The sequence below is a fragment of the Chitinophaga sp. 22308 genome (genome assembly GCF_052045305.1).
In the GTDB taxonomy this organism is placed as follows: domain Bacteria; phylum Bacteroidota; class Bacteroidia; order Chitinophagales; family Chitinophagaceae; genus Chitinophaga; species Chitinophaga varians_A.
In genome coordinates, this window is the sequence record NZ_JBQEOP010000001.1 from 500,301 (window position 1) to 522,981 (window position 22,681).

Here is a 22,681-nt window from a genome sequence, read left to right on the forward strand (position 1 = left end):
AATAATAAAATATATAAATATTTAAATAATATTATCTTTGTAGGGAAGCCTACACATGATGACCTATCGCCTTGTCCTATGTTTGCCTGTTGTGATGCTCAGCATGGCCATTCACACTGTTACCGCGGTGCCGTTAACCAAATGGTACGATAAAGCCCGCGATCTTTACCGCGAAGGTATTGCCTTCAGAAAATCCGGTCAGCATGAAGCTGCCCGCCTGCGCTTTGCTGCGGCCATTAAGGCAGACAGTGCTTTTACTGCTGCCTATAGTGCCCTGGGAGATATTTACTTTGAGAGAAAATCATACGCGGACGCCCTGATCTGTTGCCGTAAAGCGCAGCAGCTGGGAGCGGTCAATATGAGCCGGCAGATAGGACTGAGTTATTACTACCTGCATCAGTATGAAAACGCGCTGGAAGCGCTGCAACAGGCCCTGAACGAAGAACCGGGCAATAAAATGGTGCCTTACCAGCTGGCACAGCTTTATGCGCAGCTGGGAAACTACCGGGAAAGCATACACTATTATCAGGAAGACCTGTTGTTGGACAGCACACATACCGCGGCCTGGTATGAACTGGGCATGATGTGGTTTAATGTGACCGAACCGGCGAAAGCGGTACAGGCTTTTGAGAAAGCCGCCATACTGGGATGTAAACAGGACGCGCTTTTTCTGTTCAACACCGGCGCTGCGTGGTTGCAACTGCAGGAAACAGAGAAAGGCATTGCCTGTCTGCTGAAAGCACAGCAACTGCAGCCAGATGATGAACAGGTGGGCTTCAATCTTGCGCAGGCTTTTTATGGAAAAGGAGATTTTGAAGCGGCTGTTGCCCAGTGGGAAAAGGTATTGTGCTTGCAACCAACAAATGCATTTGCTATGTTTATGCTCGGAAAGTCGTATATGGGTAAGGGTGAGACGGAGAGAGGCATGGCCCTGTGTGACAAAGCGACGGCTACAGGCACTATCAGATAACATTGAACAAACATTATTTGCCACAGTGAGGAAGGATTAAAAACAGCGTATCAAGGATTGGCAAGCTCCTTTTTCGTTGCTGCTAGCTGTGGTATTTTCTTCGGCAGTTTCGGCCACGGCGGCCGTAAGCTGCTAACGCTGCGGCCCGTGAGGACCGCAGCGTTTATTTTTTATATGAAAAAAAAGGCAAAGCCGGAAAGCTTTGCCTTTTCATATTTTTATGCCGGATAAGATTACATCCGCTCTGGTACATTGATGCCCAACAGCTTCATACCCTGACGGATAGTGTGTGCGGTGAGGGTGATCAGTTGCAGTCTTAATTTTTTCTTGTCTTCATTTTCTTCCCGCAGTACAGAGTAAGTATATACGCCGTCTACTTTGGCCGCATAGAAGGAGTTGAACGTCTGCGCCAGCAGGAACACGTAGTTGGCGATAACAGACGGGCTCATTTCCCTGTGCGCGTCTACTACAGCGCCTTCGAACTGTTCGTTCAGCACAATCAGTTCTTTTTCCAGCGGCAGTAGTTCGCCGTGGTAGCGGAAATTCTCAAGACCTTCGACAGGACCAACGTCCCGCAAAATAGACTTGATACGGGCATGCGCATACTGGATAAACGGACCGGTAAATCCGTGCAGGTCGATGGATTCTTCCGGGTTGAAGATCATTTTTTTCTTCGGATCTACCCGCAGCAGGAAAAACTTCATGCCACCCAGGCCAATGGTTTCATACAGCTCATTCAGTTCCGCTTCCGTGATATCGCTATGCTTTTGCAGTGCTTTTTCGGTGGCTTCTTTCGCGGTATTTACCATCTCTTCAGCCATATCGTCCGCGTCCACTACAGTGCCTTCCCTGCTTTTCATCCGGCCGTGGGGCAGTTCCACCATGCCATAACTGAGGTGGTAGATACCGGCAGCAGAAGGTTCGCCCAGTTTTTCCAGGATCAGCTGCAGTACTTTGAAGTGGTAGTTCTGTTCATCGGCTACCACATAGATGCTCTGTTCCATGTGATAGTCGTTGTACTTCAGCCGGGCGGTGCCCAGGTCCTGCGTCATATACACAGAGGTGCCATCGCCACGAAGCAGCAGCTTTTCGTCCAGCCCGTCAGCGGTGAGGTCTATCCATACGGAGTTGTCGTCTTTTTTAAACAGTACACCTTTTCGCAGGCCGTCTGCCACGAGGTCTTTGCCCAACAGGTAGGTATCGCTTTCATAATACATTTTATCAAAGTCGATGCCCAGCCTTTTATACGTGGCGTCAAATCCTTTATATACCCAGCTGTTCATGGTTTCCCACAGGTGGCGTACTTCCGGATTACCGGCTTCCCACTGTTGCAGCATGATTTTAGCCTGCTGCATGATCTCCGTTTTATTACGGGCCATCTCCTTGATGTCGCCCATAATTTTGGCGGTTTTATCTTCATCGGCTTTTACTTCCGGCTTGTGCAGGGCGGTCACCAGTTTTGTCAGTTTTTCCACATCGGCGCCTTCGAAGTCCTGGAAATCGTTTTCCAGTACCCGGTCGATGATAGGCTCGGCCTGTTCTTTTACTACGCTTTCAAATTTCACGTAGTAGTCGCCTACGAGGTGGTCGCCTTTGATACCGGTCGATTCCGGGGTATCGCCGTGTGCAAACAACTGCCATGCGAGCATGGATTTACAGATGTGAATACCACGGTCGTTCACGAGGTTTGTTTTAATGACCTCGTATCCATTGGCTTTCAGGATTTCCGCAATGGAATACCCCAGGAAGTTATTACGCAGGTGACCGAGGTGCAACGGTTTGTTGGTATTGGGGGAAGAGTATTCCACCATGATCCTTTTGCCGTTGGCGGGTTGTATGCCGATGTTGCTGTTGTTATGGTTTTGCTGCAGGAAAGCAGTCCAGTAGTCCTGGTTGATGTCCAGGTTGAGAAAGCCTTTTACCACGTTAAAACCGGCGATCAGTTCCGGTTGGTTGGCAGTGAGCCAGGCGCCGATGTGCTGAGCGGTTTCGTCGGGTTTTTGTCGGCTGAATTTGGTGAACGGGAAAACAACAATGGTATACTCACCCTGAAACTCAGGCTTGGTCACATTGATCGAAACGTCGGCCAATGCGATGTCCTGGTTATAAAGTGATTTAATGGCAGCAACAGCCGCCGTTCTGATTGATTGTACAACACTCATGCTGAAAATGATTAATGCGAGGAGCAAAGATAGTTGAATTACGAATTACGAGTTACGAATTACGAATTAAGGGCTTCTTTATGGGAAGTTTATTTACTGACCTCTCCATAAAAAAGCCCTTAATTCGTAATTCGTAACTCGTAATTCGTAATTAGAACATATAAAACAGACCGATCTGTGCTACGGAATTTTTGTTGGTGGTTTTATCGGAGTCATAGATGTTGGTCAGTCCAAAGTTGTAACGGCCGGATACGCCCAGGCCCATGTCAAACTTGTAGCCGAAACCTACGCCGATGCCAAAGTCCACCGTTTTCATCTGGTCTTTGATATCTACAGACACGTTACCGCCTTTCACTTTGGCACCTGCCAGGATGCCCAGCTGCGGGCCTGCTTCGAGGTAGAAGGCCGGAACGATGGAGTATTGCACCATTACAGGGATATTGATGTAATCTGTTTTCAGTGTGCCTTCGGTGGTGATCAGGCCACCGAGGTAGCTGGATTTCAGCTTGGCGCCTTGTCCGGAGTACAACAGTTCCGGCTGGATAGCCCAGTTCTGGTCCAGTGCGATGTTTACGAGACCACCGGCATAGAAGGAGGCACGGGTTTTAGCGGAGCTTTCGTTGGTGATTTTAGCGAGATTGAGACCGCCTTTTACACCAAATTTCACTGTTTGTGCTTTTACTGCCAGTACAGTACCAATGGCGAATATACCAGACAGAATAAGTTTTTTCATGATATGTATTTTTTGCTTCGCCCCTCATCCCAAGAAATATGCCGGATTTAATCAGTCCATAAAAAACTACGGAACGGGGAATCCTATAAATCCTTCAGCATCCAGCTATCACAGCCAAAATGGCCGGTATTGCCCATGGGGCCTGTCAGGTACCTGAAACCGAATTGTTCATATACTTGTCTTGCCCTGGCCAGCCGGGGATCTGTTTCGAGATAGCACTGGGTGTAACCGTTGGCTTTGGCATATTCGAGGCTCAGGGTGATCAGCTTGCCGGCGAGGCCTTTGCCTCTTGCAGCGGGAAGGAGGTACATCTTCTGCAGTTCGCATACATGGTCTTCACCGCCATCGAGCGGATGAATACCGGCGCCACCGAGGATAACCCCGTTTTCTTCTGCTACAAAATAGGTGGCCCGTGGTTTATTGTAGATGTCGGACAGGTGATCGGTCGTAGGATCGGTATAAACGGTCCCGGGCACGTCCATCCCGAATTCTGCGAGGGAGGTCCTGATAATGTTGGCAAGCGTTGGGTTGTCGGCAGGCGTAATTGTTCTGATTGTCATGCTATAAAATTACAAATTACGAATTACAAATTACGAATTGAGGGCTTTCATATGGGAAGGCTATTTAATAACCTCTCCATATGAAAGCCCTCAATTCGTAATTTGTAATTCGTAATTCGTAATTAGAATATGGTGAATTCGACTCTTCTGTTTTTTTGTCTGCCGGCAGCGGTTTTATTGCTGGCAATGGGCTGTGTCATGCCATAACCCACGGCTTCAATTTTAGAGGCGTTTACGCCTTTGGCTACCAGGTAGGATTTTACGGATTCCGCTCTTTCTCTGGACAGGGCCAGGTTGCGTTCCTTGCTTCCCACGTTGTCTGTATGGCCGCTGAGTTTGAGGTTCAGGTTTTTACGTTTGAGCAGTTCTGCCACCCTGTCAAGCGCCGGGTAAGAATGTGCTTTAATAGTGGCTTTCGCGAAGTCGAATTCCAGGTTCTGGATTGCTTCTTTCACGATACGGGTATCTTCTTCCGTGATGACCACCTTTTCTTCCTTCTTCTCTATAACCGGGGCCGGCAGCGGACATCCGGCGCCATCTACAGCAGTGTTGGCCGGAGTGCCGGGGCATTTATCGAAGAAGTCGGAAACGCCGTCTCCGTCGCTGTCTTTGGTCAGTTTGTCCACGTCTGCTGTCAGCCTTGCATTAGCCTGGTTGGCAGCGTCGAGGGCTGTGCGAAGGGACGCTTTTTGCGCTTCCAGCTCATCGTAGGTGGCGGCGGCAGGGTTATGCCACTGCAGCTGGGGCTTGCCTTTTTTGCCAAGGGCAAACTCCAGTCCGGCGTAGCCATAGGAGTATTTGTCCTTGTTGGGCCCATAGTTGCGGCCGTCGAGGTTGTCCGCGTCCACATAATTCATAGTATAACCGAGGTCGAGGTTGATGAATTCAGATAATCTGAACTTCAGGCCGGCGCCTACCGGGATGATCAGCTCCTTGATGGTGCCATCGGGTTTATAATCGAAGGAAGTGTTGCTGCCGGCGGGAGTGAGCGATGGGCTATAGCCGGCGATACCGCCGCCCACAGAGCCATACAGCATGACAAAGTTTTTACGGAACAGCCAGTTGACCGTTGTAATATTAAATACCGCGTTCAGGGAAGCGGACCATTTGAGTTTTGTTTCAAAGGAGCTGTAAGGACTAACAGGCGGCTGGCCATTGCCCCAGTTCTTACTGTTGTCGGCTTTTAATTTGCCGCCTACATAATCGGCACGTAGGGCCATAAAGTGCAGTATCTGGTATTTTACATAGGCGCCATAACCGCCGGAGGCTTTCCATTTGGTAAAGTCGTTACTACCGCCGGTGGCAGCCACTGGGGCCAGCAGGCCGCCATTGATACCGATTGACCATGTTTTGTACTCCTGGGGGCCTTTAAATAGCTGTACGGTGGGAACAGCAGACGTCGTTGTTTGGTCCTGGGCATTGCTAAAGAGGGGCAAAAGGGCCATAAGGGCACAGGATGCCCGCCAGATAATGGATTTGTTCATAAGAAAACACTTAAGTGATACAATTGCTTTTGTCTGATAAAATGATACAAATACAGGCAAGAGACGAATAGGCTGCTAAAGAAAGGCGAGGTTAAGAACGGGTAACGATACTACACAGATGGCCATGCTGCCTGGCCATTTTGTCGGGTCTTACAAATGACTAAATAACCAAATAATCAACTCACTTGTTCAAATATAGGACACCTGACTGACATAATTTCATATTTTTTTGCTTGGCATAATCATTGACAAACCTAAGACAAATACGACTTTTAACTTACAACTAAAGGAGAATCTTAATACTATGGGAAAAATAATAGGCATTGACTTAGGAACTACCAATTCATGCGTTGCCGTTATGGAAGGTAACGAACCGGTAGTGATTGCCAATGACGAGGGAAGGAGAACGACCCCGTCAGTAGTGGCATTTTTGAAAAACGGAGAAAGGAAAGTAGGTGACCCTGCAAAGCGTCAGGCTATCACTAACCCCGTTAATACCATTATGTCAGTGAAACGTTTCATGGGACGTCATTTTGACGAAGTATCCAACGAATTGACACACGTTAGCTACAAAGTGGTAAGAGGTGATAACAACACCACCCGCGTTGATATTGACGGCAGATTATATACGCCGCAGGAGATTTCCGCGATGATCCTGCAGAAAATGAAAAAAACGGCCGAAGATTACCTGGGCCAGGAAGTAACCGAAGCAGTCATCACTGTTCCTGCTTACTTTAACGACGCTCAGCGTCAGGCTACCAAGGAAGCCGGTGAAATTGCCGGTCTGACTGTACGCCGTATCATCAACGAACCTACCGCAGCCGCCCTGGCTTACGGTCTCGATAAAAAACATACCGATACCAAAATCGCTGTATTTGACCTCGGTGGCGGTACCTTCGATATCTCCATCCTGGAACTGGGTGACGGTGTATTTGAAGTAAAATCCACTAACGGTGACACGCACCTCGGTGGCGACGACTTCGACAAGGTGATCATGGACTGGCTGGCCGACGAATTCAAAAAAGACGAAGGCGTAGACCTGCACAAAGACCCGATGTCCTGGCAGCGTCTGAAAGAAGCGTCCGAAAAAGCTAAAATCGAGCTGTCTTCTTCTGCTGAAACAGAAATCAATCTTCCTTATATCACCGCTGTTGACGGTGTGCCTAAACACCTGGTGAAAAAACTCACCCGTGCTAAATTTGAGCAGCTGAGCGACAGCCTGGTGGAAAGAACACTGGAACCTTGCCGCAAAGCCCTGAAAGATGCAGGCATGAACACCTCTGAGATCGACGAAGTTATCCTCGTAGGTGGTTCTACCCGTATCCCGAAAATTCAGGAAGTGGTAGAGAAATTTTTCGGTAAAAAACCGAATAAAGGTGTAAACCCTGATGAAGTGGTAGCCGTTGGTGCTGCTATCCAGGGCGGTGTACTCACCGGTGAAGTGAAAGATGTACTGTTGCTCGACGTTACGCCACTGTCCCTCGGTATCGAAACCATGGGCGGTGTGATGACCAAACTGATCGAATCCAACACTACCATCCCGAGCAAAAAATCCGAAACCTTCTCTACTGCCGCTGACAACCAGCCAAGCGTGGAAATCCACGTACTGCAGGGTGAAAGGCCAATGGCTAACCAGAACAGGACCCTCGGACGCTTTATCCTCGGTGATATTCCTCCGGCTCCGCGCGGCGTTCCGCAGATCGAAGTGACCTTCGATATCGACGCCAACGGTATCCTGCACGTAACTGCCAAAGATAAAGGCACCGGTAAAACGCAGAATATCAAAATCGAAGCTGGTAGCGGTCTGAATAAAGACGAGATCGAAAAAATGAAAGCGGAAGCGAAAGCCAACGAATCAGCCGATAAGGAACAACGCGAAAAAATCGAAAAGCTCAATAAAGCTGACAGCCTGATCTTCCAGACAGAAAAACAACTGAAAGAATACGGCGATAAAGTTCCTGCTGATAAAAAAGCAACCATCGAAACAGCGCTCAATAAACTGAAAGAAGCTCACAAATCCCAGGACAGTGCACAGCTGGATGCTGCTACTACTGAACTGGAAGCTGCATGGACCGCTGCTTCTGAAGAAATCTACAAAGCAACGCAGGGCCAGCCGGAAGGCGCTGCTGCAGGAGGCGCCGGCCAGCAACAAGGCGAGCCTAACGCAGGCGCAGACGGTGTTACCGATGCTGAGTTTGAAGAAGTGAAATAAATCCATTTGCGGATTTTTTGATGTGCGATTTCCTGATTTCGTACATTGATAAACAAAAAGACCGAAGCGAATAACTTTCGCTTCGGTCTTTTTTATGATGCATGATCAATCGCTTTTGTCATCCCGGTATCGAAAAATCGCACATTAAAAAATCCGTAAATAATCTTTACATTGTTCCCGCTTAGCCAGGGAACAGATGCATCAGAAATTACGGTTTAACCTTCGGTACCACACCCATTACGGGCAGGAAATTTACCTGCTGGGAAACATTCCCGCACTGGGCAACGACGTGCCGCACCAGGCCCTTCGCCTGCAATGGGAAAATGACGACTGGTGGAGCGCTACTATCCATATTACCGCCGATACCCCTGTTGTTCTCCAATATCAATACATACTCAGGGAATTGGAAGAAGTGACCTATGAAGGCGGTATCCGGGAAATACCGCTTGATCCGGCCCGGGAAACATACCAGTTCATAGATACCTGGAGCTACGCCGGAAAGCCGGAGCATGCCTGGCAAACGGCCCCGTTTACCAGGGTGTTTTTCCGACATCCGGTACAACAGCCTGACATCCGTCAGGCTACGCACCTTTTCCGTGTACAGGCCCCGCTGTTGCCCGCCGGCAAAACCGTATGCCTGCTCGGCAGCATCCCGCAGCTGGGCAGCTGGAACATCGAAACACCACTGCTGCTGCAATATGACGCCCAGGGCTGGTTTACCGCCGCGCTGCAACTTCCGGCCACTGCTGCCACGCCTGTGCGGTACAAATACGGTATCTACGATCTGGACAACCATACTTTCGAATATTATGAAAACGGGCCTGACAGAGAGCTGTCTCCTTACGATACCAGTGGCCTGACAGTGCTGCATGATGACTTTGTGCGGAGAGATTATCCTCTCTGGAAAGGCGCCGGTGTAGCCGTGCCCGTATTCAGCCTGCGCAGCAACGAGGGCTTTGGCACCGGCGAATTCGCCGACCTGGCGCCGCTGGCGCAATGGGCGCGGCAGGACGGCCTGCAACTGATACAGCTGCTGCCGGTCAATGACACGATCAGCACCTGGACGTGGCGCGACTCCTACCCGTACGCCGCCATCTCCTCCTTTGCCCTGCACCCGCTCTATATCCGCCTGCAGGACGTAGGCCGGCTGCCTGACAGCCATCCGCTGCAACGGCAGTTCCATTCCTTACGGCAATGGCTCAACGAAAAAGAGGACGTGGATTATGAAACCGTACTGTCCTATAAACTGGCCTATCTCAAAGCCCTTTATGAGGCGGAAGGAGAGAAGCTGCAAACCCGCGCCTACTGGCAGTGGTTTGCCGCCAACGAACACTGGTTGCTGCCTTATGCTGTTTTCTGTTATCTGCGTGATAAATACCATACCAGCGATTATTCCCGCTGGCCTGAATATAACCAATACGACTATACGGCTATCAACCAGCTGGTGATAGCAGACAGGGCTGCCGCAGACACGGTACACTTTTATTTTTTTATACAGTACCACCTGCACCTTCAGCTGCAAAGCGCTGTAGAAGCCGTACACCGGGAAGGAATAGCCCTGAAGGGGGATATCCCTATCGGGATTTCCCGCTACAGCGCAGATGCCTGGATGAATCCCGGCCTTTACCATCTGGACATGCAGGCCGGTGCGCCTCCCGACAGCTTTACGGCAGAAGGGCAGAACTGGGGCTTTCCTACCTATAACTGGAAAAAAATGATGGCCGACGGCTGCGACTGGTGGCAGCAACGGCTCCGGCATATGTCCGTTTATTTCGACGCTTTCCGGATAGACCATATCCTGGGCTTCTTTCGCATCTGGCAGATACCCCAACATGCCGTACAGGGGCTGCTGGGATATTTTCATCCAGCCATTCCCGTTAGCCGGGAAGAGCTGCTGCAGAAAGGCATCCCTTTTGAAGAGGAGCGTTTTTGCCAGCCATGGGTGACCGACGCTATATTGGACCAGATCTTCGGCAGTTATGCCGGGATTGTCAAAGACCGTTATCTGTACACCTTGCCCAACGGGCGTTATGCTTTTCAGCCGCATTGTGACACACAGCGTAAAATCAGGGAGCTGCAGCTGCCGGAAGCTGTGGAATCGGCGCTGTTCAGCCTGATCGCCGACGTATTATTGATAAAGGTCGCCAAAGGGGAAAGGGTGACGTACCACCCTCGTTACGACCTGGCCGCCACTAACTCGTTTGCAGCATTGGACGCCGTTACACAACAACGGTTGCTGGCATTGTACCATCATTATTTTTATGTACGGCAGGAGAGCTGCTGGCGCAAGGAAGCCATGCATAAGCTGCCTCTCATCAGAAGGGCCACCCGTATGCTGATCTGCGGGGAAGACCTGGGCATGGTGCCACACTGCGTGCCGGGCGTGATACAGGCGCAGGGCATCCTGGGACTGGAAGTAGAGCGTATGCCCAAAAGGAGCGGACAGGATTTCGCCGCTATTTTTGAGGCGCCCTACCTGTCAGTGCTGACCCCGGCCACTCACGATATGAGCACGTTGAGAGGGTGGTGGGAAGAAAACACAGGCATCTCCCGAAAATATTATCAACAGGTATTAAAACATCCAACACCGGCCCCGCTACAGGCCAATCCTGTCCTGATAAAGGAAATTATCGGCCAACACTTGCAGGCTAATGCCATGTGGCGTATCTTTCAAATACAGGACCTGCTGGCAGCGTCGGGGTATATGCCAGACCAGCATCCCGATAAGGAAAGGATCAATATTCCCGCGGTGACACAACATTACTGGAGATACAGAATTAATAAACCAATTACGGATTACGAACTACGAAAGTTTTAAAATGAAACTCACACTTTATCCTTTTGAGCTGAAATTCCGCCATACGTTCACCATTTCACGCAAATCGAAAGACGTACAACCCTTACTGGTAGTGGAACTGCAACAGGATGGCCTGTCGGGCCTCGGAGAAACGGCCGACAATTCCTATTACAATATGACCGTGCCCCGGTTGATGGAATCCATCAACGCTCACCGCCCCTTTATCGAGAACTATACGCTGGACAAACCGGAAGCATTCTGGCAGGACATGTTCCCTTTATTGCAGGATAATATGTTCGCCCTCTGCGCGCTGGACCTCGCGGCATGGGACCTCTACGCCAAACGGCAAAACAAAAAGCTCTATGAAGTGTGGGGACTCAATATTTCCCATAATCCACTGACAGACTATACCATCGGTATTGATACCATTGAAAATATGGTGAAGAAACTAAAGGAGTTTCCCTGGCCGATCTATAAAATTAAACTGGGCACCAAAGAAGATATCGCGATTATCACCGAGCTGAGAAAGCACACTACGGCGGTATTCCGCGTAGATGCCAACTGCGCCTGGGGCGTAGAGGAAACGCTGCAAAATGCCGCTGCCATGAAACCACTGGGCGTGGAATTTATTGAGCAGCCGATGGCGGCAGCTGACAGAGAGGGTATGAAGAATGTTTTTGAACAGTCGGTACTGCCCATCATTGCAGATGAAAGCTGTATCGTGGAACAGGACGTGGCCCGCTGCCATGGCTATTTCCACGGGATCAATATCAAACTGACCAAATGCGGTGGCATTACGCCGGCGCTGCGTATGATCAAAGAAGCGCGGCAATATGATATGAAGGTAATGACCGGCAGCATGAATGAAAGCACCGTCGGCACATCCGCCGTGGCGCATCTGTTGCCTTTACTGGACTATGTGGATATGGACGGACCGCTGCTGCTGGCAGAAGATACCGCCGATGGCATCCGTATCGACAACGGCCGTATTATTTATGCCGACAGGCCTGGTGTGGGCGCTGTGCTGCGGCAGAAAATTATTTGATAAAAACATGATCGAGGGCGATCGGTTTGTATGTTAATCCCGGAAGCTGTCATAAAACCCGGGCCACAGCAGATCGGCATAGTTACCAAGAGCGGCTTTCACGGCGGTCATCACCGTGGGGTTACTGCATCTGCCGGTGTCTTTGCTGGCGATGACGCGGTCTGTATAAGCCAGCAACAGCGAAGGGTGTCCGGTGATGGCGGTCAGGGGTGTCACAGGGAAGATGTTCATACCGGTGGATGAGAATGGCCATTGGGCGGCTGTTTCGGTGAGGCGTTGTACCAGCGGGTCTGCGGGGGTGAGGTCTCTGGCCATGCTAAGCAGGTCTGGCAAGTAACGCAGGCACAGGTCGGCGGAATAAACAGCTTCCGGTCCGGCGGCTCCGGGATGTTTAGGCAACCATTGATCGATGCCGGCATTGTCGATATGCCGGAGTTTGATCAGTTGTGCCCCTCTGTACAGGAAGCCGGCAGCCCATAGTGCGGCATCACTGTCGAAGGCGGGTGCCTGTCCGGGCATATCAGTAACATCATGCTGGTAGTAGTTCAGCAGCACCTTCCGGGTCTCCGTCAGGTCATCCTGGGAAAAGGGATGGGCCACAGTGGCTACGGTCACTTGTCCATCGCGGACCAGGGTGGTTACAAAAGAGGATAAGTTCATAGGTTGCTGTTGTCATCTATGCGTGCGGGATGGCATCAAACGCCAAAGTAATAAAAAACCGCTAAATAGCAGCATCCGTGTGGGGATCTTCTTCTTCTTTCCATGAGCGCGCCAGAAATACGTAGTCTACGATATACCCTTCGACGGTGACGGTTTTCCCGGCCAGTTTCATCAGCGGGTTATCCATGAAGGGATTGGCGCCGGCAGGGCGTATCAGGTAGTCGCCCTGGTCGGTGACCAGATATACGCCCAGATGCTCACTTTTGGAGCGCTGGCCGAAGGTCCGCAATACCAGACGGCCGGTAAGGCGGATGATATTTTTTTCGTGATGATTATCTGCTGACATATTCACGGTAGCCCAGTATTTGATTGTTTTTTTCTTTTACGACCAGCACTTTGGTGCTGGTGCGCTCTCCACTGACTGCTGATTCCGAAAATACGTGAAATTTTACAGATGGTATGGACGCGCCTGATGCCGTGTTTGTCAGCTGGCTTTTCCGCTGACTGATAAATGTTTTCGCCGGTGGGGGCGAGGTGAACTGTTTTACGCCTAACAGGGAGTGTATGGCCGCTTCCAGCGCGGGATCTGTGGCATGGGTGTCTGTAGTGTGTTCCGGTGGTGAGAGGAAATCGTCCAGCATTTTACCACGGGCTTCCAGGTTGTCGCGACGGTTCTGAAGGGTGTTTACAAAAGGTTGTGTTACACCATCGGTGCTGGGGTCTCTGTCATTGATCACCGGTTGCAGCGACGGGTCGCCCAGGAGGTAGAACTGGGCCGCTGTTTTGAGCTCAAAAGGATCGAGGGTGGGGCCCATTTCATGCAGAAAACGTTGACGGGCTTCCAGCAGCGCTCTGCCGGTAGACGCGCCATTGAGCACGTTGATCAGGAAAAACTGTGTCAGCAGGTCGGCCAGTCCCTGGCCGGTAGGCGGGCCGTAGGCGATATTGGAAGCGCCTACGAAAGCGATGGCATGGTTCAGCAGATAGCTGTTGGCCATGCTCATCAGTTTGGCCGCATTTTTCTGCGGGTCGTACAGTTGGCCGCCATAGCAGCATTCGGCCGCCACGATGGTGCCGGTGCTCAGTTTGGCGGTAATGGTGTCTGACCGCATGGCCAGCGGGAAATCGGCCGCCTTCTGGCCATAGTAGCCGGGGTTGTATATCGCACCGTGGCAGTTGATGAAATGTGTTTTAGGCATCATCTGGGTAGACCAGTTGGAGCCGTTGAGTGCGTCCGTGCCGGGGAAAACCAGCAGGCCGTTTTTATCGCCAAATATGTTTTGCAGGCTGTTCTGTGTAGAGTCCTGCCAGTCAAATGTGCTGGCAGCAAAATAAGGCCTGTACACCTGGGCCGGCTGTGATACCGTGTCCAGTATGTCTTTGATGAGTGACCGCAGATAGGAAGGGTCAGCAACTCCCGGGATGTCCGGCACGCGGCCTACCACCCGTGTGGGCGCAATGAATTTGCCGGGATCGGTATCGTATGGCGCGTCACAGGCATATGGCAGATCACTGGGGATAAGGCTGTCCTGGTCGTTATCTTTCAACAGGTTCTTTAACCGCTGAAAGGGGACGATGTCCTGCGCGCCTACCAACATAATATAACCGGGAGAATAAAACCGGTACAGGTCATCGATCGCTTTTTTATGCTGGGCCTCATCTGTCACTTCTGTCACCGGGGTGGACTGGCAGGCCTGCATCTGGGCGGCGTCATCCAGGAAAATCAGCCGGGTGGACAACTGCCTGCCGGCATCCGCCGCCTGCAATGAGGCAAGGTCGTCCAGTAGCGCCTGGTGCTGGTCTCCATACTTCTTTTGTAAGGCCGTTTTATTGGTTATAATGAGTTTCGTCGTCAACATATGAATCGCAGGGCTTGCCATATATTCTTCGTTAAGCGCTAAAAATATTAAAATAAACGGATAACAGGCAAGGTTCCCGTAACAATATTAACATACCGTCACGCAAAGTATTTGCATAGTGAAAAAGTAAACCGTATTTTGTTGCAAACGATTGCATATGAAAACATATTTCCGCAGCTTCTGTCTCCTCGGCGGCCTGCTGGCCGGCCAGCAGACTGCCGCACAGGTCATTGCCCGTTATACCGTACAGGCAGGTGATATCGAGCGACATAACAGCATCGTGCACATACGGCTGGAGCAACCGGCAGACACAGAAGGCCTGCTGCTGGAAGAAGTGACCGGGAAAAAACGTGTGCCCGTCGCCGTTACTGCGGCGGATGGAGCGCTCTGGTGGGTACTGGAAGGCCGTACGCCCGCAGGCGCCCAAAGATCGTACGAACTGAAAAAAGCCAACCGGAAAACATCCGTGGCACCGGTCATGCAGATCACCGATAACCACAGTGCCCTGATACTGCAACAAGGCCTGCAAAAAATTCTGCAATACAACTATGCTACGGTAGAACCACCTGCCGGCAGCGATACGGCATATCGCCGCAGCGCCTTTATCCATCCGCTCTGGGCACCTAACGGGATGGTGCTCACCAACGCGTTCCCCAACGCCGGCCATCGGCACCATATGGGCATCTGGAACCCCTGGACACATACCAGCTTTGAAGGAAGGGAGACAGACTTCTGGAACGTACAGAAAAAAGAAGGCAAAGTACGTTTCGTGAAAATGGAATCCGTCACTGCCGGCAACGCCTGGTGCGGCTTCAGCGCCCGCCAGGAACATGTGGCGTTTCTGAAAGACGGCACAGAAAAAGTAGCGATCAATGAAACCTGGAAGGTACGGGCCTATCCGGCAACTGACAACGGTAAACGCCGCCTGTGGGATATCACCTCGCTGTTCACCCCCGCAACAACTGACGGCATCACATTGCTGCAATACCGCTACGGCGGCGGTTTCGGGCTGCGCACCACCGCGTCCTTCACCGCCAGCACCAGCCAGGTCCTTACCTCCGAAGGCAAAACCCGCAAGGACGCTGACAGCACCCGTGCCCGATGGGTCAAAATTACCGGCACCACGCCACAAGGCAAAGCCGGACTGCTGATCATGAACGCACCAACCAACTATGACTCCCCGGAACCACTCCGAGTATGGCCTGAAAATATGGAAGGCGGTGAACTGATGCTCAACTATTCTCCCACTAAAATGAAATCCTGGACGCTAACTAACGGAAATGAATATACGTTAACCTATCGCGTAATGGTGTATGATGGCGACATCACGCCGGCAGAAGCGGAAGCTGCCTGGAAGGACTTTGCCTTCCCGCCGGTAGTCAGGAAAGAATAAGGATCTATTTTGTGATGTCATGCTTTTTACTTTACTTCGTCACGGAAAAGGTTGACCCATCCCCGGATTTCCTGATATTGAAAAACTAGCTACCATATGAAAAGTCTACAGGACCTGAAGGCAACGTTGACGGCCATCCACGAGAAAGATAAGAAGCAGATATTTCAGGCGCTGATCACCGCGGAGATACTGGCATTGCTGTTATTGGCAGTGGTCCTCACTTCTGTTCTCAAAAGCAGTGCGGAAATACCACCTTTACTGATACTGATTTTCTGCTGCGTCGCTGCGGGGCCGGTGATTCCATATGCGATCATGCTCATGCAGGCCAACAAACGCCTGCAAAAAATTGACGAGTTCGTGGAATGCCTGCGGAAAGGAGAAGCTGTCAGCAACCTGAACACTTATACGGACTATAAACTCATTCTGCCATTGCGCCTCATCCGCATACGGCTGTTCCCTATGGAATACGCACAGGTCGTGGTAGGTCCTGGCAGAAAGGCTTATAAACTGCCGCTTTCCGAAGAAAATGTACAACCTTTCAGAGCTTTTGTGAGTATGGCCGGGACCAGCACCATTGCCGGCAACAACCCCTCCGCCAACTGGTCCGTCAATTAAACAACCATGCCGCAAGGCTGTTATAACTGTATGAAGACATTAGCCGAATTTAATACGTTTGTAGACCAACAACTGGATGCGCAGCTACAGCAACTGGAGCAGCAGCGCAAAGCCGGACAGGCATGGGTACGCCGCATGCGTGTCCTGGGCATAGTGCCGGTGATTATCTTTTTTATCTTCCTGATGTGGGTGGTCATTCCCCGGCAGGAAAGCAGCGGCACCAACAGTTTATCTGTCTTCCTGATTTTGGGTGCAGGGGTGGCTCTCACGCTGGGACTGAGTTTTGCGCTCCGCCGTTATATGGCCAAACAAAAAGGCATGCAGGAAATGGTGGATTATAAACAGGATTTTAAAAACAAGGTGATACAACCAATCGTCCGTTTTATGGACCCGGCTTTTACCTATCAGCCGCTGAACCATGCCAGCTATGAGGAGTTCATTGAAAGTGGCCTGTTTGCGCGCAAGGAATATAATATCACAGGCAATGACCAGGTTTTTGGTAAAAGGGGAGACCTGAATTTTCAGTGGTGTGACCTCAAGGTTACGCACATGCCTGTTGTTACGCTCCGTGGACTGGGCCCTGACGTGGTCTTTGAAGGCACTTATTTTGTGGCGCAGTTCCCGCGTTATTTTAATACACCGGTGTACATCGTACCGCGTGTTACGATGATGGAAAACCTTACATCAGCTGGACAGACAGACACCGATTATATTGAAACCTGGAACCTGGGGAAAAAAGTAACAACAGCCGATGCGGCTTTTAATAAACTCTTCATGGCATATGCCAAAGATGCAGATGAAGCGCAACAGCTGCTGACATTGCCTTTGCTGGAAAAGATCGCCCGTTTGCAGGAACGTTCACAGGCGCCGGTGTTCATCTCATTTTACAACAACCGTATCTATATCGGTATCAGCCATGGGGAAGATTATTTTGAAGCCGGGCTGCAGGATTCGCTGACAGACAGGCGGACGCTCACTAATTTTTACATGGACTTTACCGGTCTGCTGGAGATCCTGGACGATCTGCGGCAGAATGGCAGTATCTGGACATCTGTGGCTTTCTCCCGTTCCTGAAAAGGCTTATCATTTCTCTGCAGGAGAGCTGGCTGTTTCTTCGGCTTCTTCCTCTTCTTCTTCGCTCAGCTGTGGTTGCATCAGTGACTTCATTTTCGATTTCTTCAGTTTGTCCACTTCCGCTTTCCATTCCCTGCCAAAAACACGGCTCATTCGTTCATCTATTTCTTTGATAAGCGCCGTTTGTTTATTCGTATAGGCGTAATCGTAATAATCCGCCGCGAGGAAGCTGTAAACGGAAGAAGAAATTTCATCGTCCGTCATGGGAATACCGCATTTGTAGGCCTGTTCCAGCAGCGTGCGGTAACGGCTGCTGTCTTTCCGGCGGCTCAGTTCCACCGCCTGGTACCAGGACATTACCGCCTGGGACAGGTATTGGTGCTGTTCTGCCAATGCCGCCTGTTGCAGGAACCATTCAATGGCCGGGCCATAGTTGCGCCGTACCTGGGCGTAGGCACCCTGGTAGCCGTATGCCTGGATCAGCAGGGAGATGCAGGCGTTGTCGCCCATCTGTATGCCCTGTTTGGCAATACGGGTGGCTTTTTCCAGCAGCAGCGGTAATTGCGGGTCACGTTTGAAGTTGAACAACATGCCGGCATAGGTGAGGTGCGCGGTAGCAAAAAGCCCTTTGTTGCCGCTCCGTTGCGTCACTTCCAGCATACGTTCGCCCCAATAATGCAGCCGTTTGATGTCTTTGTCTTTGGCGGCATTGCCCATTTCAAACAGGCATTTGCGATAGGCTATTTCCGGATCATTGGGATTACCGGAAGTAGCGAGGCGTTGTATCGCGTCTGCCAGTTGCAGGGGGACGTGAAACGATATGATCTGTCCGGGAAACGGGCGGTCATTGATCAGCAGGTAATCTTTTCCCACATGGTCCACCACCGTGATGCGCACGCCTGCCGGAATGCCCAGCTTGAGCAGCCGCGTAAGCCAGCCGGCGAAACTGCGGGTATCGCTTACCTGCCATGGCAGCAGCGCCAGCACCAGTGTGGCTGGTTGATGGGGCAATGCCTCGCGGAAAGATTGTAACAGTTGCAGCAACTGCTTGTCCTGTGGAACAGCGGCGGGCAACTGTCTGAAGGGCGCAGGGTCCCACATCAGCTTACTGTTTTTGGCTTCCATTTCCTGTAACAGCGTAGCGCTGTTGTCGTAGGTAGCCAGCCAGTCCCGGATGATGGCCGCGCTGAAGGTGTCTTCCCCTTCAAATGGTGTCAGGTGTGTGACAAATATTTCTTCCAGTTGGCCGTGAGGAGAGGACTCCAGTTTAAAAAAACCTTCATAGAGCCTTGCTTCTTCGGGCAATATCATGAGGCGTACCAGGCGCAGCGGGTCATTACCGCTGACAGCCTTGCGCCAGTGTGCCTGAATTTTATTAATCTCCAGTGCTATCGGATTGTGTTCGTTCATTAGCAGTTCAGGTTTACCATGCCTCCTTTAATGTCTGTTGTGGTGCCTCCGTCTACTTTAATGGAGGTGCCTTTGATTGATACCTGTGTATTACCTTCTGTTTCGTGATGGAGAGCGCTCATTTTCATATTGGCGAGGCTTTTCAGCTCGTGCAACGTATCGGCGGTCGCCGTTATTTTATCGGCCCCGCTGGTGATTTTATTGGATTCGTTGTCCACTGTGATTTGAGCTGGTCCCTCCCCGATGATCACTTTTTTGGTGCCTTTCAGATGAATTTCCTTAGAAAGGAATTCTATCTGGTTAGGAGCGTCTACCACGATTTTATCTTCGGTTTTTACGGTGACCAGTGTTTGTGATTTTACGGTAATATTGCCTGATCCGTCCATGATCATGGTACTGCCGTTTTTGTCGGTCACGGTCACGCTGCCGGAATTATCATCCAGCTGTATCAGGTTGCCACTGCGTGTTTTGATGGCTTTCATATTGTTTTGCGCGTCGCCGTAACCGCTTTTGGATTTGCCGTTGAACTTACTGCCCAGTACGAAAGGCATTTCCGCGTTTCCGCCTTCAAAGCCGATCACGACTTCTTCCCCTACTTCCGGTACAAAATGAAAACCGGTGCCACCGCCGGCGGCGGGTGAAGCCTGGCGTATCCAGGGGCTCATGTCATTTTGTTGCTGCCAGAAGAACTGCACCCTTACGCGGCCCAGTTTTTCCGGGTCGTTGTTGTCTTTTACGATGGCGCTCTGCATATCTGCTTTAGGCACCAGGTGGGGATTACTGTAGGGAGGCACCTTCACATCGGCGGGAATGGCCGTAAAGGAGCAGTGATAGTTGCCGGGCGTACTGGCGTAGTGTGTTGCGGAGATGACCGTGTAGGCGCTTTGTCCGGAGTCGCTGGCGATGCTGATTTGCTGACCGGGCATTACCGGCAGTTCGCTGATACCGCTGACGCGGACAAATGCGGCGGCGTTGACTTTGTTCTGCACTTCCTTTACCTGTTTCAGTTCATCCTGTGTATAACCGTGATGCACAAACGTTTGTTTCTGGGAGGAAGAGCTGTACAGGTCGTCTGATGCGGCAGAAGACAGGTGCATCAGCGGGTGGGAGCCGGCTTCCGCTTTTTGCGATTTTTCGCTCAGCGGAGAGGCTTTCATCATATCGTACGATACATAGTTGATCCGCTGCGGTGTCACGGCGGCCACGGTTTTCAGCTGGTGCAGCGTAACATTTTTGGTGAGTTTCACTTCGCCTTTCTGAGTGTCGCCGATCACGAGGGCGCTGCCGTCGTAGTACATCCATTCGCCGTAGCGGGCGGATATGCGTGCGAGGAAGTCGAAGTCAGTCTCGTTATATTGTACGCAATAGGGGAGGGTGCCTTTATGGGCCGGTACCACCTGTGTTTTCAACAGGCCGGAGCCGGCATCCTGCAGGGCGCCCTGCATCACTTGTTGCAGGGATTTCTGGTAGAAGGACGTGCTTTGCGGGACATCGTCCAGCAGGATGGTGGGGCTTACACCTGACACCTGAAAACCGATGGCGGCACCATCTTCCTCTATCACGGCCATGCTGGTGATGAGGCCTTTGAAACGGAAATCGTCGAAGTTGATGGAGATGCCTTTACCGATATATTTTTCAATGATTCCCTGCTGATAGGAGAGATTGCTGCTCAGGCTGCCGGGGCGCCACAGAAAGCTGAAATAATGGTGGCTGCCGACAGCCTGTTCCAGTGTCACATTTTTAAACTCTACCGGTCCGGCATAGCCTTCAATGCCTATTGTTGACTTATTCAGAAATTTATCGTCGCCCATAGTATTCAGGTTTAAAAATTTTTGTCAATGAATGAGTGTGTGGTCAGTCTTTTGGGTTGACCTTAATCACGCCTATTTTTTGAAAATCGATATCGCCGCCTTTGACATCTTCTACATGCATGTAGATAAAATATTTATAAGGATGCCCGGAGGCGTCCCTGGGGTTAAGGTCAAAGTGGCTGGTATAATGGCGGGTCAGTGAGCCCGGAATGGTTTTATTGTGCAGTGCCTGCTGATAGGCGTCTTCCATGAGATAGAGGCCTACGAACTCCGTGCCCCAGTGCCTGTTATAGGCGTCCATCATTCTGGTGAGGGGGCCGTATCCGCCACCCTGGTCGGCCGGGGCCTTCTGCGCCATGTTGATGTTTTCCATGTCGGCATCTTTAAATTTATCATTGGCCATGATGTCCAGCAGCTGGGTGGCGCCGGGCACATAGTCGATGCCCGGGAAGTTGCCTTCCCCTGCTTTTTTGGTGCTCAGGTCGGCCATGATTTCGCCGGGATTTCCTGCCAGTACGCCTTTTACCAGGTCTCTTTCTTTGAAGAGGCCTTTGTATACATCATGCACGCCGCCGAAATGTTTGATCTGTGATCTGAATTTCATGAGGTTAACACCAGCAGGTGCTTTGGCGAAAGCTTTTATTTTGTCTTGTATGGCGTCTTTCGCCTTGTCTTTCAGGAACCCTGCGTCGCGGCTGATGCGCCCGTCCATGTCAGCGTTTGTATGAAGCCGGTAACGGGAAAGGCTGTCTGTTGCAGGGGCTGCCGTTGTTTTATCTGTGGCGACGGTCGGCCACATAAAGGTGACCATTCTGCCATACTGTATGTCGAGTATAAAAGTGCCTACTTCCTGCACGTATACGCCCAGCAGGTTGTTTTGCAGCTGGCAGTAGATGTGGGAAGCCGGTATGAGTGTTTTGGTGAGCCCTGCGTTATGTAATACCACCGGCAGATGATAAGTCATGGCTGTCAGTCCCTGGTTGAGGTGCTGCTGCTCTGCCTGGCTAAACGAGATGTCGGTATTGACATTTTCCAGGAAGCTTTCGTTGTACCATTTCTGGTGGTCACGTTCCTCCAGGTGTTCGCTCATGTGGATATCCGCCAGGGTACGTTGTAGTGACAGCAGGATAAAGCGGGCCACCACTTTGATATTTTCGGGGATATGCTCCATGGCTTAGTCCTCCCATTTTCTTTTATAGGCAACGTTGCCGATTTTAAGTTCCCGGGCAGAGATCACGATATGGGTGATCATGGGGCTGTTGCCGGAGTGATGATAGCTTTCGTGGAACTGTACGCAGATGCCTTCGGTAAATTCCACCGTGCGGAGGCTGGAGTCATGATCGCGGCGTTTAAAAATGATGGTGCCGTCACGTTTTTCCTCCGGGGAGATCATCCACTGCACCAGGTCGGTGTCGCGGGCAGATTCCAATACCAGGGAGATGGTACCGCCGCGGGGCATGGTACTGGGTTTACCGATGGCGTCGGTACCCTGGGAGAAACCATAGTTACATTCCAGCACATTGGCTGACTTTCCAGCTATAATCAGTTCTGCCTTAAAAGACATAAAAAAAGCAATTTTTTAGTGTTAACAATCCCGTTGTCCCGTGACTATACGCAGATAGACACAGGTATAACAGGTTATATACGAAATTTATATGGTCGTTGTGGTCCTCTTGTTGGAACGGGTGAATGAAATGTTATGAAAGCTAATGGTGACACATGTTTCCGGGCAAAAGGTCGTTCTCACGGGTCTCTTGTTCATGGATGTTTCAGGTTTTTTCTCTTTCAATAAAGGTTGATACGAAAGTAATTATTCTCGTGGATAAATGGTGTGAAGCAGTGATTTATTTTCGATCATGAATATTACCCTGTCCTATTTAATAGGTAGACATCCTT

Annotated in this window: 18 protein-coding genes; 7 read left to right on the forward strand and 11 right to left on the reverse strand. The window is 50.8% G+C overall.

Going from position 1 to position 22,681, the window contains the following annotated elements; genetic code table 11:
* The first annotated feature begins 55 nt into the window (after positions 1-55).
* The gene (locus tag ACTJJS_RS02050; protein WP_440662204.1) at positions 56-970 is read left to right on the forward strand and encodes a tetratricopeptide repeat protein; all 915 of its coding nucleotides are present in this window, start codon (positions 56-58) and stop codon (positions 968-970) included.
* A 233-nt stretch (positions 971-1,203) separates the two neighbouring features.
* Here ACTJJS_RS02050 and argS read toward each other — a convergent pair whose 3' ends face one another.
* The 4 genes from argS to ACTJJS_RS02070 all read right to left on the reverse strand — a co-directional run bounded on the left by argS (position 1,204) and on the right by ACTJJS_RS02070 (position 5,909).
* Complete coding sequence (gene argS / locus ACTJJS_RS02055; RefSeq protein ID WP_440662205.1) at positions 1,204-3,132, reverse strand: arginine--tRNA ligase; 1,929 nt, start codon at positions 3,130-3,132, stop codon at positions 1,204-1,206.
* A gap of 151 nt (positions 3,133-3,283) precedes the next feature.
* Positions 3,284-3,865: a porin family protein gene (locus ACTJJS_RS02060; protein ID WP_440662206.1), complete on the reverse strand. Its 582-nt coding sequence runs from the start codon at positions 3,863-3,865 to the stop codon at positions 3,284-3,286.
* 83 nt (positions 3,866-3,948) lie between these two features.
* The gene (locus tag ACTJJS_RS02065) at positions 3,949-4,425 is read right to left on the reverse strand and encodes a GNAT family N-acetyltransferase (RefSeq protein ID WP_247654825.1); all 477 of its coding nucleotides are present in this window, start codon (positions 4,423-4,425) and stop codon (positions 3,949-3,951) included.
* 122 nt (positions 4,426-4,547) lie between these two features.
* Complete coding sequence (locus ACTJJS_RS02070; RefSeq protein WP_440662207.1) at positions 4,548-5,909, reverse strand: OmpA family protein; 1,362 nt, start codon at positions 5,907-5,909, stop codon at positions 4,548-4,550.
* A 304-nt stretch (positions 5,910-6,213) separates the two neighbouring features.
* Here ACTJJS_RS02070 and dnaK point away from each other — a divergent pair, with 304 nt between their 5' ends.
* From dnaK to ACTJJS_RS02085, 3 genes are all read left to right on the forward strand, one after another.
* Positions 6,214-8,121 (forward strand): molecular chaperone DnaK, encoded by a 1,908-nt coding sequence (dnaK, locus tag ACTJJS_RS02075; RefSeq protein WP_440662208.1) that lies wholly within the window; start codon positions 6,214-6,216, stop codon positions 8,119-8,121.
* 196 nt (positions 8,122-8,317) lie between these two features.
* Positions 8,318-10,939 (forward strand): 4-alpha-glucanotransferase, encoded by a 2,622-nt coding sequence (locus ACTJJS_RS02080; RefSeq protein WP_440662209.1) that lies wholly within the window; start codon positions 8,318-8,320, stop codon positions 10,937-10,939.
* Position 10,940: 1 nt separating this feature from the next.
* Positions 10,941-11,963 (forward strand): dipeptide epimerase, encoded by a 1,023-nt coding sequence (locus tag ACTJJS_RS02085; protein WP_440662210.1) that lies wholly within the window; start codon positions 10,941-10,943, stop codon positions 11,961-11,963.
* Between the two features lie 33 nt (positions 11,964-11,996).
* Here ACTJJS_RS02085 and ACTJJS_RS02090 read toward each other — a convergent pair whose 3' ends face one another.
* The 3 genes from ACTJJS_RS02090 to ACTJJS_RS02100 all read right to left on the reverse strand — a co-directional run bounded on the left by ACTJJS_RS02090 (position 11,997) and on the right by ACTJJS_RS02100 (position 14,503).
* Positions 11,997-12,623 carry a hypothetical protein gene (locus ACTJJS_RS02090; protein WP_440662211.1) on the reverse strand — a complete coding sequence of 209 codons (627 nt, stop codon included), beginning with the start codon at positions 12,621-12,623 and terminating at the stop codon, positions 11,997-11,999.
* A gap of 61 nt (positions 12,624-12,684) precedes the next feature.
* Complete coding sequence (locus ACTJJS_RS02095) at positions 12,685-12,969, reverse strand: hypothetical protein (RefSeq protein WP_440662212.1); 285 nt, start codon at positions 12,967-12,969, stop codon at positions 12,685-12,687.
* Entirely contained in the window at positions 12,956-14,503 is a 1,548-nt protein-coding gene (locus ACTJJS_RS02100; RefSeq protein ID WP_440662213.1) for a hypothetical protein, read from the reverse strand. Before ACTJJS_RS02100 ends, ACTJJS_RS02095 begins: the two co-directional genes overlap by 14 nt.
* Positions 14,504-14,639: 136 nt before the next feature.
* On the opposite strand from ACTJJS_RS02100, the gene ACTJJS_RS02105 reads away from it, so the two are divergent.
* The 3 genes from ACTJJS_RS02105 (at position 14,640) to ACTJJS_RS02115 (ending at position 17,564) form a co-directional block, all read left to right on the forward strand.
* A complete protein-coding gene (locus ACTJJS_RS02105; protein WP_440662214.1) occupies positions 14,640-15,875 on the forward strand; it encodes a PmoA family protein in 1,236 nt (411 codons plus the stop codon).
* A gap of 96 nt (positions 15,876-15,971) precedes the next feature.
* A complete protein-coding gene (locus tag ACTJJS_RS02110; protein ID WP_440662215.1) occupies positions 15,972-16,490 on the forward strand; it encodes a hypothetical protein in 519 nt (172 codons plus the stop codon).
* A 30-nt stretch (positions 16,491-16,520) separates the two neighbouring features.
* Positions 16,521-17,564 carry a DUF3137 domain-containing protein gene (locus tag ACTJJS_RS02115; RefSeq protein ID WP_440662216.1) on the forward strand — a complete coding sequence of 348 codons (1,044 nt, stop codon included), beginning with the start codon at positions 16,521-16,523 and terminating at the stop codon, positions 17,562-17,564.
* A 9-nt stretch (positions 17,565-17,573) separates the two neighbouring features.
* Here ACTJJS_RS02115 and ACTJJS_RS02120 read toward each other — a convergent pair whose 3' ends face one another.
* From ACTJJS_RS02120 to tssD, 4 genes are read right to left on the reverse strand one after another with little or no spacing between them, the layout of a single operon-like run.
* Positions 17,574-18,974 carry a hypothetical protein gene (locus tag ACTJJS_RS02120; RefSeq protein WP_440662217.1) on the reverse strand — a complete coding sequence of 467 codons (1,401 nt, stop codon included), beginning with the start codon at positions 18,972-18,974 and terminating at the stop codon, positions 17,574-17,576.
* Positions 18,974-20,785 (reverse strand): type VI secretion system Vgr family protein, encoded by a 1,812-nt coding sequence (locus ACTJJS_RS02125; RefSeq protein WP_440662218.1) that lies wholly within the window; start codon positions 20,783-20,785, stop codon positions 18,974-18,976. The genes ACTJJS_RS02120 and ACTJJS_RS02125 overlap by 1 nt, the downstream gene beginning before the upstream one ends.
* A gap of 43 nt (positions 20,786-20,828) precedes the next feature.
* The gene (locus ACTJJS_RS02130) at positions 20,829-21,956 is read right to left on the reverse strand and encodes a hypothetical protein (protein WP_440662219.1); all 1,128 of its coding nucleotides are present in this window, start codon (positions 21,954-21,956) and stop codon (positions 20,829-20,831) included.
* Positions 21,957-21,959: 3 nt separating this feature from the next.
* Complete coding sequence (gene tssD / locus ACTJJS_RS02135) at positions 21,960-22,349, reverse strand: type VI secretion system tube protein TssD (protein WP_168869516.1); 390 nt, start codon at positions 22,347-22,349, stop codon at positions 21,960-21,962.
* Between the last annotated feature and the right edge of the window lie 332 nt (positions 22,350-22,681).